A 12,825-nucleotide genomic window follows, 5' to 3' on the forward strand; every position below is an offset into this window, starting at 1 on the left:
GGACATGCCAAGATGCAGCATCGGTTACGGGGAGTAGACCATGAAGCATATCATCACCGCGCTTGGCGCATTGGCAATGAGCACCACGCTGGCACAGGCGGGGGGGGTTGATCGCTCGGGCCAAAGCATCGCCTCAATCTTTGAGGAAGGCGATTATGTTGAACTCAGCTTCGGCCATGTCTCGCCGGATGTCTCTGGCACGGCTGTGGCGGTTTTGGGCGGGTTTTCTTCCGGCGATATGGCGGGTGGATACAATCAGATCGGCATGGCGGTGAAAACCAAGCTGAATGAGCATTGGGATCTGGGCGTGATTTTCGACCAGCCATTCGGCGCGAAAGTCAGCTATCCGACCGGCACCAATTACTTTGCCCAAGGCTCCACGGCGGAACTGAATACGACCGCGCTGACCACGGTGCTGAAATATAAAACTGACAACAACATCAGCATTTTCGGCGGTCTGCGCTATGAGCTGATGGATGCCAAGGCCTCGGTGCCTTTCGTGGCAAGCTATAAGGTCGACTCCGATCAGTCGAGCGGGCTTGGCTATCTGGTCGGTGTGGCCTATGAAAAACCAGAGATCGCCTTGCGGGTGGCGCTGACCTATAACTCGAAAATCACCCATGATTTCAACACGGTGGAATCCAGCCTGCTGACCGGTGGCGTGGATGTGGCGGGCACGACCTCGGTGGATTCGCCGCAAAGCGTGAACCTCGAATTCCAGTCAGGTGTCGCCAAGGATACGCTGGTGTTCGGCTCGGTGCGTTGGGTGGATTGGTCAGCTTTCGTGATCGACCCCGCAGGCTATCCAGCCCCGTCGCCGCTGGTGTCTTATGACTCGGATACCGTGACCTATACTTTGGGCGTTGGCCGTCGGTTTAACGAAAACTGGTCCGGCTCAGTCTCGATTGGCTTTGAAGATCAGGTCGGGGGGTTTGCCTCCAACCTTGGGCCGCATGATGGCAAAACCAGCATCACCATCGGGGCCGCCTATACCACCGCAAGCAAGCTGAAAATCTCGGGCGGTGTGTCCTATATCCGCATCGGTGATGCGCAGACCTCGCTGAATGATGTCACTGCGGCGTCGAATTTCTCGGACAATTCGGCGATCGGTGTCGGCATGCGGATTTCCTACGCGTTCTGATCTGAGACTTTGACTTTGCGGCCCCGCAGTGCTTGCGGGGCCGCTTTGATTTTCGCTTCCCCCTCCCGGCCTGCGCCTGTAACAAAGCCGTGCCAAGCCAGCGGAGGGCGCGATGATTTACACCTCAGGACAAATGTTTCGCGCAGCCGAGCAAAAGCGGGTGCTGCTGTTTGGCATGTCGGGCCTGGGCAAAACCTATCTCTCGAACATGCTGCGCGACGCGGGGCAAGCGGGCGATGGCGGCTGGTTTCACTACTCGGTCGATTACCGCATCGGCACGCGCTATATGAACGAATTCATCGCCGACAACTTCAAGCGCGAGGCGATGAAAGTGCCGCTGCTGCGCGAACTGTTGATGTCGGATTCGGTCTATATCGCCTCGAACATCACCTTCAACAACTTGGCCCCGCTCTCGACCTATCTCGGCAAGCCTGGTGATCCGGCGCGCGGTGGCATCGCGTTTGAGGAATATCAGCGCCGTCAGGCCGAACATGCACAGGCCGAAATCTCGGCCATGTTGGACGTACCGCGCTTTGTCGAGCGCGCGGAAGATATCTATGGCTATCAGAACTTTATCTGCGACACCTCAGGCTCGATCTGCGAGGTGGTCGATGCCGAAAACCCCGCCGATCCGGTGATGCGGGCCTTGGCGGATAACCAGCTTCTGGTCTGGATCAAAGGCTCCGACGCCCATAAAGCCGAACTCGCCCGCCGCTTTGATCGCAGCCCAAAACCGATGTATTACCGCCCGGATTTTCTGACCGAACTTTGGGCCGAATACCTTGCCAAAGAAGGCAAATCCTCGACTGAAGTCGATCCTGACGCTTTCCTGCGCTTCGGCTACGCCCGCCTGCTCGATCATCGCCAGCCACGCTATGCCGCGATGGCGCGCTGGGGCATCACGGTGACGGCCGAGGAGGTGGCCCAGGTGAAAACCCCCGCCGATTTCGATGATATGATCGCAACGGCCCTTGATCGCCGTCAGACTAACGCCTAACTACCCGCTTTATCAGGATAAACCCATGCCGATCACCCTGCCCGCCTCACTGCCCGCCTATGACGTTCTGCGGAACGAAGGCGTCATGGTGATGTCGCCCGAGCGGGCGCAAGCGCAGGAAATCCGCCCGCTGCGCATCGGGCTTTTGAACCTGATGCCGAAGAAAATCCAGACCGAGAACCAATTCGCCCGTCTGATCGGCGCGACCCCATTGCAGATTGATCTGCAACTGATCCGCATGTCCGAACACCAAGCTAAAAACACCGCCGCCGAGCATATGGAAACCTTCTATCGCCCGTTCCAAGAGGTGAAAGATGAAAAATTCGACGGCTTGATCATCACGGGTGCGCCGATTGAACACCTCGCCTTCGAGGAGGTCACCTATTGGGACGAACTCTGCGAGGTGATGGATTGGACTCAAACCAACGTATTCTCCACCTTCGGCGTCTGCTGGGGCGGCATGGCGATGATCAACCATTTCCATGGCGTCAAGAAACACATGCTGGATCACAAGGCGTTTGGTTGTTTCCGGCACATGAACCTTGCGCCCACGTCGCCGTTCCTGCGCGGCTTCTCAGATGAATTTGTCATTCCGGTCAGCCGCTGGACCGAGATGAAACAGGCCGAGATTGACGCAGCCCCCGGTCTGCGCACCCTGCTGGGCAGCGATCAGGTCGGCCCCTGTCTGGTCGAGGATCCCGCCCATCGCGCGCTTTATATCTTCAACCATTTTGAATATGACAGCGACACGCTGAAGCAGGAATATGACCGCGATGTGGCCGCTGGCACCCCAATCAATGTGCCGGATAATTACTACCCGAATGACAATCCTGCCCTACCTCCGTTGAACCGCTGGCGCAGCCACGCGCATTTGCTTTACGGCAACTGGATCAACGAGATTTATCAGGGCACACCCTATGACATGGCAGAGATTGGCCGCTAAGATCCTGATAACGGCGGCCCTTTTGGGCGGTGTCTCGGCGGTGACGCTGTACCGCGCGCAATCCCGCGAGGCCGCGATTGCCGCCGAATTCCCGCCCGAAGGCCAGTTTCTGACCGTGAACGGTGCGCAGGTGCATGTCTATATCACAGGCCAAGGCCCCGATCTGATCCTGATCCACGGCGCATCCGGCAATGCCCGTGACATGACCGTAGCACTTGCGTCCGATCTGGAAAAATCCTACCGCGTCATCGCCTTTGATCGGCCGGGCCTTGGTTGGTCAGACCCGATCCCCGACCAATCTCTGCGTGGCCAGGCCCTGCAGTTGTCGGACGCCGCCGCACAGTTGAACGTCCACGATCCCATTATCGTCGGCCAAAGCTATGGCGGTTCTGTCGCCTTGGCTTGGGCGCTTTACGCCCCCGTAAAACCCCGCGCCTTGGTGCTGATCTCGGCCCCCTCGCTGCCGTGGCCCGGCGCTTTGGATATCTTCTACCGCCTGACCGATAGCACAATCGGCGCGGCGCTGATCCCGCCGCTGGCCTCGGCGTTTACCCCCGACAGCTATCTCGACGCCACCATCACCGCCATCTTCGCGCCAGATCCGGTGCCGCCCGGCTATGCCAAAGCCATTGCGGCGAAACTGACGATGCGCCGCAGCACGCTGCGTGCCAATTTCGCGCAAGTGAACAATCTACGCCCAGAAATTGTCGCGCAAGAGCCGCTCTACCCGCAATTGACCCTGCCGATCGAGTTGATCCACGGCAGTGCCGACACCATCGTGCCGCTGGCGATCCATTCCGAACCGCTGGCTGGACGCCTGCCATCGGCCCATCTGACGGTGATCGAAGGTGCGGGCCACATGCCGCATTACAGTCATCGCGCTGAGACACTAGCGGCGATTGAACGCGCCGCCGAACGCTCTGGATTGCGCCCAAGCCCGCAATCGCCATAGTGGGGCAACCCTAAAGCTGGAGGAAACCATGGACCTGCCCTTTGACGGCGCGATCAGCCGCTATTTCAAGGAAGCCGCCCCGAAAGAGGTGCGCAAAACCATCGAAAAGGCCAGCAAAGACGAGATTCTGTGGAAGGATTACCCCTACCGGACCGAGATGAAGAAAGCTGACTACAACGCCCAGATGGACGCGCTTCAGGTACAGCTGGTGCGGATGGCGGCAGATGTGAAAGCCACCGGCAAGCGCATGGTGGTGGTGTTTGAAGGCCGCGATGCTGCAGGTAAGGGCGGAGCAATCTCTGCCGCGCATATGAATCTCAACCCCCGCGTCGCAGGCATCGTGGCGCTGCCGAAACCGACCGAGCGCGAGGCCGCACAATGGTATTTCCAGCGCTATGTCGATTGGCTGCCTGCGGCGGGTGAAATCGCTTTTTTTGATCGGTCTTGGTACAATCGCGGCATTGTCGAGCATGTTTTCGGCTTTTGTACCCCCGAACAGCGCGCGAAATTCTTCCGACAACTGCCGGAATTTGAACGGATGCTGGTGGATGAGGGGATTGTGCTGGTCAAGCTCTGGCTGGAAGTCGGCCAAGCCGAGCAGTTGCAACGGTTTTTGGATCGTGAGCAAGACCCGCTGAAGCAATGGAAGCTAAGCCAAATCGACATTGATGGCTTGGCGAAATGGCAGGAATATTGCACCGCGATTGATGAAACCTTCGCGCAAAGCGATTTCAAATACGCGCCTTGGACGGTGATCTTGTCGGATGACAAGCTGCGCACCCGGATTTGTGCGATACAAAACATCCTGTTGGCGGTGGATTTCAAAGGCAAAGACCTGAATGTGATCGGTAAGATTGATGAGAAAATCTGCGGCGGGCCGAAGATGAGGCCAAAAGGGTGAAACGTGGCTACCATCATGGCAATCTGCGGCAGGCCTTGGTTGAGGCGGCGCTAGAGTTGATCGCCGACCAAGGCCCGACCGGGTTCACCCTGTCCGAGGCCGCGAAAACCGCCGATGTCACCCCCGCCGCAGTCTACCGCCATTTCGCCGGCCGCGACGATCTGATCGCCGAGGTCGCCCGCCAAGGCTATGATATTTTCGCAGCATTGATGGAGTTTGCCTATAACAACGGCCAGCCCACCGCACTCGCGGCGTTCGAGGCCACCGGCCGCGCTTATCTGGCCTTCGCGCGCAAATATCCCGGTCATTACATGGCGATGTTCGAATCCGGCCTCAGCCTGCAAGCGCATCCCGATCTTGCCATCGTCGCACAAAAAGCCCGCGCGGTGCTGGAACAAGCCGCTGAAAAGCTGTCGCAACACCTGCCCGTCGGCAAACGCCCGCCGTCGAGCATGTTCTCGGCGCATATCTGGGCGATGAGCCATGGCGTGGTGGAACTTTATATGCGTGGCGCGCCGGGTGCCAAAAGCCCATTTCCGCCGGAAGACTTGTTGGAGGCAGGGATCGGGATTTATCTGCGCGGGCTGGGGCTGTTGCGGCCAGACACATAAATAAGGCCCCCGCAGGGGCCTTTATTTTCAGCGGAACAAAACCAGCGCCCCCGGGGACCATGCCACGCGGGTTTGCGTGCCAATGTCCAGAACCGGACGGCCAAACACATTGCGCATCGACAACCGCATCGGCTCGGTCGTGCCTTCCAGCTTGATGTCGTAATAGGTCATGTCGCCGTAATAGACGACCTCGACCACCTCCGCCTTACTTTCGCGGTCGGTTGCTGTCTGCCCATCAAACAGGATCGTCAGCGTTTCGGGCCGGAAGCCGATCGAGGCGCTGGAGCTTCCCGGAGCCACCGAAACCTGCTCGGCGTCCAAAGTCAGACGGCCAAAACCCTTGGCTTCAACCTCAACCTTGCCATCCACCTCCGACAGAATATCCGCAGGCAAAAAGTTCATTGTGCCAATGAAATCCGCGACCTTGCGCGAGTTCGGACGCCTGTACAACGTCTCAGGGTCGGCCAGTTGTGCAATCTCACCCTCGAACATCACCGCAATCCGGTCCGACATCACCAAGGCTTCTTCCTGATCATGCGTCACCAGAATGAAGGTGATGCCAACCTGCCGTTGCAGCTTGATCAGCTCCATCTGCATCTGCTCGCGCATCTTTTTATCCAGCGCCGACAAAGGCTCGTCCAGCAGCAACACCTTCGGCTTCAGGATCAGCGCCCGCGCCAAAGCCACCCGTTGCCGTTGCCCGCCCGAAAGCGCATGCGCCGCCCGTGCGCCGTAGCCTTTCAGCCCGACCATCTCCAACGCCTCGGCCACCGCTTTGGCTTTCTCCGCAGCCGAGCGCGGGTCTTTGCGCAGACCAAAGCCCACATTCTGCTCCACCGTCAGATGCGGGAAGATCGCGTAGGATTGGAACACCATGTTAGTTGGCCGCACATTGGCCGGCACATTCGCCATATCCTTGCCGTCGATCATCACCACGCCCGAGGAAATCCCCTCAAACCCAGCAATGGTGCGCAAGAGCGTGGTCTTGCCACAGCCAGACGGCCCCAGCAGACTGAAAAACTCGCCCGCCTTGATCGTCGCGGTGATGCCACGCAGGGCGTGATAATCGCCATAATACTTATGAACGTCTTTGAACTCGATCATCGTCTGATCGGCAGCAGTTGATTTTTCAGACGTCACAGGAAGCCTCCAGTATCCTTACCACCGGTTTTGGCGAGGCCACGGCGGCGGAAATATTCTGCGGTTGCAAGCAAGGCGATGGACAGACAAACGAGGATCGTCCCCAAAGCCAGAATGACCGGCACGTTCTGCGGAAAGCGGAACTGGCCAAAGATATAGACCGGCAGGGTGTTTTCATTGCCCGCCAAGAAGAACGCCATGATGAATTCATCAAGACTGATGGTGAAGGTGATCAACAGGCTGGAAATGATGCCGGGCAGCACCAGCGGCAGGATCACCAAGCGGAACGCCGACACCGGGGTTTCGCCCAAGTCATAAGCAGCTTCCTCCAGCGACTGATCCAAAGACTGAAACGCCGCCGACAGGATCGCGATCGAGAACGGCGTGCAGACCAGCACATGGCCCAAGATCACCGTGAACAGGCTGAGCGGCATGCCGATGCCTAGCAAAACCGTCAGCAGCGCCACCGCCAAAATGATATCCGGCATCACCAAGGGCAGCATGATCAGCCCCATCAACGGGGTTTTGAACGGAAACGTATAACGGCTGGAGGCGCGCGAGGCGAAAATCCCCAAGCAGGTCGAGATCACCGCCGCACTACAGCCGATGATCAGCGAGTTTTTCAGCGCGTGATGCAGCGCCGGATCGTCCCACAACTTGCCAAACCATGCCGTGGTGAAGCCATTCAGCGGAAAGGCGATCGTGGTCGCGTTGTTGAACGCAAAGATCGGCAGCAGAATGATCGGCGCGTAGAGGAAGATCAGATAGAAGATCGTATAGCCGCGAAACCAACCGCCCTTCATCGCTTGTTCCCCCGCAAAAACCGTCGATTCAGGAATAAGAACAACAGGCTCACCGCCATCACCAGCGCCATCGAAGACACCGCCAGCGCCGATCCCAGCGGATAATTGTCCAGCTTTTTGTAATTCAACTCGACAAGGTTGGCGACCATCTTGCCCTCTGGCCCGCCGACCAGACTGGGCGTCACATAATCGCCAATGGTCGGAATAAACACGATCAGCACCGAGGAAATCACCCCCGGCATCGCCAAAGGCAGCGTCACCCGCCAGAAGGTCATGAACGGGCTTTCGCCCAGATCACGCCCCGCCTCTAGGAACGAACGGTCGATCTTCTCTAGCGAGACGAAAATCGGCAGGATCGCGAACGGCGCATAGGCATGCGCCAGCGTGATCACCACCGAATTGACGTTATACAGCAGCCAGGTGATCGGCTCTTGGATCAGGCCAAGCTCCAGCAACCCGAAGTTGATCGGCCCGCCAGTGCCCAAAATCACCTTCCACAAGAACACCCGGATCAGATAGCTGGTCCAGAACGGAATGGTGATCAAAAACAGCCACAACGACTTTTTCGAAGGCGCGACGTAAAAGCTGACGTAATAGGCCACCGGAAACGCCAGCAGCACCGTCACCGCCGTCACCACCATTGAAATCAGCAGCGACCGCCACATCAGCGTCAGCGCCAGCGGGTCCGACCAAACGCCTTTGTAGGTCTGAGACTCGGTCATCACGCCGTTGACATCTTTGTAGGAGTGACATTCTCCGATGTAGTTACACAGTTGAAAATGTGGGATAATCTTCAGATAACCATCGGTCATGAAGCTGTAGGCGAAGATCATCGCCAAGGGCGCGGCCAACAGCAGAATCGCGTAAATCGCGGTGGGGCTGATCATCAACAGCCCGTTGGCGGCTTCAGATCCCCTGAAGCGCACCTTTGGTTTCGATTGCATCCCGGTCCCCTTGTTGCACCTTGACTGGCGCTTTTGGCGTATTTTGATCAAATTAAGCCGAACGCGCGAAATCGCGCAAGCATTATGTGATCGTAAATCTTATCTGATCATCACCGCCAAGTGGCCTGCACGCAAGGGAAACGCGCAGCGGTCAAATCTGTTCGATCTGAATCGCCCGCTTTTTAAGCTCATCATACAGACAAGCCAGCACCCTTTGCGCGCCCACCGCTGCCTGCAACGCATCCGAGATCACCTGATCGCCCGCCCCATCCGACACCCGCCAGATCAGCCGCTGCTTGTCCCCGTCATCGTAGACAATCTCGGTCAAGCCTGCGCGCGACTTGCGCATCCCAAGGAAATCCGCACCGGCCCCCGGCGCGTGAAACGTGGTTTGAAGTCCCATTTGCGGGCCTTTCTTTATCTGCTCTGGCCCGTTTTGCAGGCTCTGGGCGGAATCTTGCGCGTGGCGACACTTTCGGTCAATTCGCCCGTGCAAGATTGTGTCCCACAGAGTCCTGAAAGCCACACCTTCAAACCGCCATATCGTTCGGTGGTCGCGGCAGCATGTAGCCCATCGCTGCGAGGCCCGCATCCAACTGTTGACGCGGGATTCCCCCCGCAATCGCCAGCCGCACCGCATTCGGCGCGCGCCCATTGCTCATCGCATATTGATCCGCCGCGCGCAGCAAAACCCCCTGCTCCTCGGCCATCCGGGTAAAGGTATAGGCCCGCCAACCCTGCGGTAGCCGCAGCCAAGCAAACGGGATGCCCTTCTGCCACGACAGATCAAACGCGCCCAAGCGGTTGACAACCATCTGCAAACGTTCCGAAAACTCTGCTTCAACCGATGCGCGGATTTCATCCGCAGCGCCCGAGTTGAACAATTCCAGCGCAAATTCCGCCAAAGGCTTAGACAGCGCAAAAAAAGAATGTTGGGCAGCCAACCGCCCCGTCGGCCCCATCCCGGTCGGGCAGATCACATAGCCAAAGCGCAATGCCGCCGAGATGGATTTCGACAGGCTGCCCGCATACCACACCCGTTCCGGCGCCAAAGCCCGCAAAGCCGGATCGGGCGCGCCCGAATAGAAATAGCACTCATCCTCGATAATTTGCAGATCATAGCGCCGCGCGATGGATACAATTTGCGATTGTCTCTCTTGGCTCATCCGGGCCGTGGTTGGGTTTTGTGCGCTAGGGGTCAGGCACAAGACTTGCGCGCCATAGCGTTTGCAGGCGGCCTCTAACGCATCCGGGCGGATACCTTCCTCGTCCAGTTCAATCCCGATCACTTCGGCCCGCGCCGCCCGCGCCGCATAGCGAAAGCCGGGATAGGCCAGATCCTCGATCAGCACCACCGGACGGTCGCCGCGCAAGCAGCAGTCCAAGATCAAACCAATGCCGCTTTGCCCGCCATGCGTCAGCATCACATCATCTTCGCTGATCGGCCCCAGCACCCGGTTGGCCAGCCAGCCCACCACCGCCGCGCGCAGCGGACGCTCGCCACTTTGATGCGTGTAATCAAGCCATTCCACGCCGACGCTCAGAGAAACCTTGCGCAGAATATCGCCAAATATCGCCACTTGCCCGACATCCGGCAGCTGCGGCGAGCGCAGATCGACCCGACCGTCATCCACTCCCGGATCGCGGTCAGTGAACAAAGGCTGCGTCGGCCCCAGCCTTGGTTTGCGCGCCGCGACAAACGTGCCGCGCCCCACCGTCGCCTCGAGCAGACCTTCCTGCGTGGCGATTTGATAGGCCCGGCTGACCGTCCCCGGCGTCACAGCCAAGCGATAGGCCAAATCGCGGACCGTCGGCAATTGTGTGCCCTGTGGCAAAGTCGCGGTGCGGATCGCGTCTCGCAACGCGCGCGCCAGCGATAAGTACTTCGGACCTTCGTCGCCGGCCAAATCAGGCACCCAGATTGTATTCATAACAATGTTCCTCTGGCGATTCGCGGCCCTGCATTGTATCAATCATAGCAGGTATCTGCATCTTGTATCAATACAATCGGATGAAGCCATGTCGTATAACCAAGCCCTCGCTCTGAACGCCCAACCTTTGCCGCCACTGTCGCGCGTGCTGGTATCGTTGGCGCTGACCGTCGCGGCATGGGAGTTGCGCTATCGCACCCGAAAGCAGTTGGCGCAGATGCCGAGACACATGCTGCGCGACATTGGCCTGTCTGAAAGCCATGCTGAGGTCGAGGCTGAAAAGCCGTTCTGGCGCGCCTAACCCCATTCTCCGTGTTCCCCAACCTCGGGCCGGTTTTTCCGGCCCGTTTTTTTATGCCCTGCCCCAAGATGCCCGACCGCGCGGCCAATACAAAAGGCCCGTGGTTTCCCACGGGCCTTTGCACAATCCAAGATCGTAAAGCTTAACGCTTCGAGAACTGGAACGACTTACGGGCTTTCGCCTTGCCGTATTTCTTACGCTCAACCACACGGCTGTCGCGGGTCAGGAAGCCAGCGGCTTTCAACGCGCCGCGCAAAGCGGGTTCATAAAGCTGCAAGGCTTTCGAAACGCCATGCTTCACAGCGCCAGCCTGGCCAGAAAGACCACCGCCAGCAACCGTTGCCATCACGTCGAACTGGCCTTCAACGCCAGCGACGGTGAAAGGCTGACGCAGGATCATTTGCAGCACGGGACGTGCGAAATAAACCGCCATCTCTTTGCCGTTCACAACCACTTTGCCCGAGCCTGGTTTGATCCAGACGCGTGCAACCGCGTTCTTGCGCTTGCCGGTTGCATAGGCGCGACCCAACTTGTCACGCACAGCCACACGCACAATGGCAGCCGGTGCAGCAGGAGCCGCAGCGCTGACTACCGATTTCAGATCGTCGAGAGATTTGATATCGGACATGATTATGCGCTCCGGGTGTTCTTCGGGTTCAGGGCCGCAAGGTCCAGAACGGTGGGCTGTTGCGCCTCATGCGGATGCTCAGCCGACGCGTAAACGCGCAGGTTGGTCATCTGAACGCGGCCCAGACGGTTGCGGGTGATCATACGCTCAACAGCTTTGATCACGACGCGCTCGGGGTGAGCACCTTCCAAGACTTGCTTGGCGGTGCGCTGCTTGATGCCGCCCGGATGGCCGGTGTGCCAGTAGTAGATCTTGTCGTTGCGCTTGTTACCGGTCATCTGGATTTTGTCCGCGTTGATGACGATAACATTATCACCCATGTCCATGTGGGGGGTGAAGGTCGGCTTGTTTTTGCCGCGCAGGATAGAAGCCACGATCGTTGCAAGACGGCCCAGAACGATGCCTTCGGCGTCGATCAGGATCCATTTCTTGTCAATGTCCGCAGGCGTAGCGGAGAAGGTTTTCATCTTGAACCCATAAGAGAGAGGGCGAGAGTCACCTCTCGCATTTCGGATGGCGGCTTATCGCTGAACCAGCGCGCAGCGTCAAGCGGCGGGACGAATATAATAAATAGTAAATTCAACAAGTTACGATATGCGGTAATATGATACCCCAAATCCACTCCAAACAGTTTGACTAAAATTATCATCCTCTGTGCTCAAATATCCCACCGGGGTCTGGGGGTGTGAAACCCCCAGCCTTCACCGCAAGCGCGGCGGCTTCCCATCCATCCCCGGCGCCGCCCGCTCTACCGCGGCCTGCGCCACCAGTTCCGGCACCTCAAACACAATCGCCACCCGCGCAAGCTCGACCACAGCCGCATCGCCGGAACTCAGGAACGTCACATCCAACTCCCCCGCCTCCAGCCCCGAGAATACCAAAGCCTCCGACAGCGCCCGCGCCAAGGCTTCCTCCGCGCCCGGAGCCGCATCAATCACCGCCAGCATATGCCCCAACCGCCCGTCGCTATACCGCACCCCAGACAGCAACGCCGCCCGCGCCAACCCAGCCGCCCCGCCCAACGTAAAGGTCAGCGCATCGCTCAACGCCTCCGGCAAACCCTTGGGGGCAAAAAACTGCACAGGTGTCGCCTCGACCTCCACCGGAGCCGCCTCCAGCATCTCACAGAGCCAGCGCAGCGCTTCCGGCGGCAACAGCACCTCAGACGCAGCGCCCGTGCCAAAGTTCAGCCCCAAAGACAGCCCCTGCCCCAGCATCTGCTGCGCAATCAACCGCCCCGGAAGTGCTGCATAAGGCAGGCCCGCACCAGATTGCGGCCCCTGCCCGAAAACCGCCAACCGTTCCTCGGAATCATAGGCCAGCAGCACCGGCCCATCCGGCAGATCGAACACCCGAGGATCCACCCGCTCACCTTCCGCCTCGCGCTCCAGCAGCAAAAACAAGGTGGCATCCGCCAACAGCCGGTAAAACCGCAACCCCGCCGAGGCGTCCCCCGCCTGCATCGCGCCATAGGCCTGATCGAGACTTTGCATCACATCCTCCGTTTTCCCATCGCTACCGCCACAACCGCCG

Annotated in this window: 15 protein-coding genes; 7 read left to right on the top strand and 8 right to left on the bottom strand. The window is 58.8% G+C overall.

Annotation, left to right across the window (positions count from 1 at the left end):
* Positions 1–40 precede the first annotated feature (40 nt).
* The 6 genes from AKV04_RS09135 to AKV04_RS09160 all read left to right on the top strand — a co-directional run bounded on the left by AKV04_RS09135 (position 41) and on the right by AKV04_RS09160 (position 5,545).
* On the top strand, positions 41–1,141 hold the full coding sequence (locus tag AKV04_RS09135; RefSeq protein WP_054006137.1) for an OmpP1/FadL family transporter: 1,101 nt from the start codon (positions 41–43) through the stop codon (positions 1,139–1,141).
* A gap of 112 nt (positions 1,142–1,253) precedes the next feature.
* On the top strand, positions 1,254–2,138 hold the full coding sequence (locus AKV04_RS09140) for an ATPase (protein WP_054006138.1): 885 nt from the start codon (positions 1,254–1,256) through the stop codon (positions 2,136–2,138).
* Between the two features lie 25 nt (positions 2,139–2,163).
* Positions 2,164–3,081 carry a homoserine O-acetyltransferase MetA gene (gene metA, locus AKV04_RS09145; protein WP_054006139.1) on the top strand — a complete coding sequence of 306 codons (918 nt, stop codon included), beginning with the start codon at positions 2,164–2,166 and terminating at the stop codon, positions 3,079–3,081.
* Positions 3,056–4,033 (top strand): alpha/beta fold hydrolase, encoded by a 978-nt coding sequence (locus AKV04_RS09150; protein ID WP_082351574.1) that lies wholly within the window; start codon positions 3,056–3,058, stop codon positions 4,031–4,033. Before metA ends, AKV04_RS09150 begins: the two co-directional genes overlap by 26 nt.
* Before the next feature lie 28 nt (positions 4,034–4,061).
* Positions 4,062–4,934 carry a polyphosphate kinase 2 gene (ppk2, locus tag AKV04_RS09155; protein ID WP_054006141.1) on the top strand — a complete coding sequence of 291 codons (873 nt, stop codon included), beginning with the start codon at positions 4,062–4,064 and terminating at the stop codon, positions 4,932–4,934.
* Entirely contained in the window at positions 4,931–5,545 is a 615-nt protein-coding gene (locus tag AKV04_RS09160) for a TetR/AcrR family transcriptional regulator (RefSeq protein ID WP_054006142.1), read from the top strand. Before ppk2 ends, AKV04_RS09160 begins: the two co-directional genes overlap by 4 nt.
* 27 nt (positions 5,546–5,572) lie before the next feature.
* Here the strand turns inward: AKV04_RS09160 and AKV04_RS09165 are convergent, their stop codons facing one another.
* From AKV04_RS09165 to AKV04_RS09185, 5 genes are all read right to left on the bottom strand, one after another.
* Entirely contained in the window at positions 5,573–6,649 is a 1,077-nt protein-coding gene (locus AKV04_RS09165) for an ABC transporter ATP-binding protein (protein ID WP_054006189.1), read from the bottom strand.
* 32 nt (positions 6,650–6,681) lie between these two features.
* Complete coding sequence (locus tag AKV04_RS09170) at positions 6,682–7,488, bottom strand: ABC transporter permease (RefSeq protein WP_054006143.1); 807 nt, start codon at positions 7,486–7,488, stop codon at positions 6,682–6,684.
* A complete protein-coding gene (locus AKV04_RS09175; RefSeq protein ID WP_054006144.1) occupies positions 7,485–8,432 on the bottom strand; it encodes an ABC transporter permease in 948 nt (315 codons plus the stop codon). The genes AKV04_RS09170 and AKV04_RS09175 overlap by 4 nt, the downstream gene beginning before the upstream one ends.
* Before the next feature lie 151 nt (positions 8,433–8,583).
* On the bottom strand, positions 8,584–8,835 hold the full coding sequence (locus tag AKV04_RS09180) for a hypothetical protein (RefSeq protein WP_054006145.1): 252 nt from the start codon (positions 8,833–8,835) through the stop codon (positions 8,584–8,586).
* A 127-nt stretch (positions 8,836–8,962) separates the two neighbouring features.
* Positions 8,963–10,363, bottom strand: coding sequence for an aminotransferase-like domain-containing protein (locus AKV04_RS09185; RefSeq protein WP_054006146.1), 1,401 nt, complete (start codon positions 10,361–10,363; stop codon positions 8,963–8,965).
* An 88-nt stretch (positions 10,364–10,451) separates the two neighbouring features.
* Here AKV04_RS09185 and AKV04_RS09190 point away from each other — a divergent pair, with 88 nt between their 5' ends.
* The gene (locus AKV04_RS09190) at positions 10,452–10,664 is read left to right on the top strand and encodes a DUF1127 domain-containing protein (RefSeq protein WP_054006190.1); all 213 of its coding nucleotides are present in this window, start codon (positions 10,452–10,454) and stop codon (positions 10,662–10,664) included.
* Between the two features lie 142 nt (positions 10,665–10,806).
* On the opposite strand, the gene rpsI is transcribed toward AKV04_RS09190, so the two are convergent.
* From rpsI to AKV04_RS09205, 3 genes are all read right to left on the bottom strand, one after another.
* Entirely contained in the window at positions 10,807–11,292 is a 486-nt protein-coding gene (rpsI, locus tag AKV04_RS09195) for a 30S ribosomal protein S9 (protein WP_054006147.1), read from the bottom strand.
* Between the two features lie 2 nt (positions 11,293–11,294).
* Entirely contained in the window at positions 11,295–11,759 is a 465-nt protein-coding gene (rplM, locus tag AKV04_RS09200) for a 50S ribosomal protein L13 (RefSeq protein ID WP_054006148.1), read from the bottom strand.
* A gap of 234 nt (positions 11,760–11,993) precedes the next feature.
* Entirely contained in the window at positions 11,994–12,785 is a 792-nt protein-coding gene (locus AKV04_RS09205) for an SseB family protein (protein WP_054006149.1), read from the bottom strand.
* Positions 12,786–12,825: the final 40 nt, after the last annotated feature.

The organism is Cypionkella psychrotolerans (assembly GCF_001294535.1).
Taxonomy (GTDB): domain Bacteria; phylum Pseudomonadota; class Alphaproteobacteria; order Rhodobacterales; family Rhodobacteraceae; genus Cypionkella; species Cypionkella psychrotolerans.

What these genes read in the sequence shown, in the direction of transcription:
- AKV04_RS09165 (WP_054006189.1), bottom strand. Translation starts at nt 6,649, where the DNA reads ATGATCGAGTTCAAAGACGTTCATAAGTATTATGGCGATTATCACGCC.
- ppk2 (WP_054006141.1), top strand. Translation starts at nt 4,062, where the DNA reads ATGGACCTGCCCTTTGACGGCGCGATCAGCCGCTATTTCAAGGAAGCC.
- AKV04_RS09185 (WP_054006146.1), bottom strand. Translation starts at nt 10,363, where the DNA reads ATGAATACAATCTGGGTGCCTGATTTGGCCGGCGACGAAGGTCCGAAG.
- AKV04_RS09150 (WP_082351574.1), top strand. Translation starts at nt 3,056, where the DNA reads ATGACATGGCAGAGATTGGCCGCTAAGATCCTGATAACGGCGGCCCTT.
- metA (WP_054006139.1), top strand. Translation starts at nt 2,164, where the DNA reads ATGCCGATCACCCTGCCCGCCTCACTGCCCGCCTATGACGTTCTGCGG.
- AKV04_RS09190 (WP_054006190.1), top strand. Translation starts at nt 10,452, where the DNA reads ATGTCGTATAACCAAGCCCTCGCTCTGAACGCCCAACCTTTGCCGCCA.
- AKV04_RS09170 (WP_054006143.1), bottom strand. Translation starts at nt 7,488, where the DNA reads ATGAAGGGCGGTTGGTTTCGCGGCTATACGATCTTCTATCTGATCTTC.
- AKV04_RS09205 (WP_054006149.1), bottom strand. Translation starts at nt 12,785, where the DNA reads ATGCAAAGTCTCGATCAGGCCTATGGCGCGATGCAGGCGGGGGACGCC.
- AKV04_RS09180 (WP_054006145.1), bottom strand. Translation starts at nt 8,835, where the DNA reads ATGGGACTTCAAACCACGTTTCACGCGCCGGGGGCCGGTGCGGATTTC.
- AKV04_RS09175 (WP_054006144.1), bottom strand. Translation starts at nt 8,432, where the DNA reads ATGCAATCGAAACCAAAGGTGCGCTTCAGGGGATCTGAAGCCGCCAAC.
- AKV04_RS09135 (WP_054006137.1), top strand. Translation starts at nt 41, where the DNA reads ATGAAGCATATCATCACCGCGCTTGGCGCATTGGCAATGAGCACCACG.
- AKV04_RS09140 (WP_054006138.1), top strand. Translation starts at nt 1,254, where the DNA reads ATGATTTACACCTCAGGACAAATGTTTCGCGCAGCCGAGCAAAAGCGG.
- rplM (WP_054006148.1), bottom strand. Translation starts at nt 11,759, where the DNA reads ATGAAAACCTTCTCCGCTACGCCTGCGGACATTGACAAGAAATGGATC.
- rpsI (WP_054006147.1), bottom strand. Translation starts at nt 11,292, where the DNA reads ATGTCCGATATCAAATCTCTCGACGATCTGAAATCGGTAGTCAGCGCT.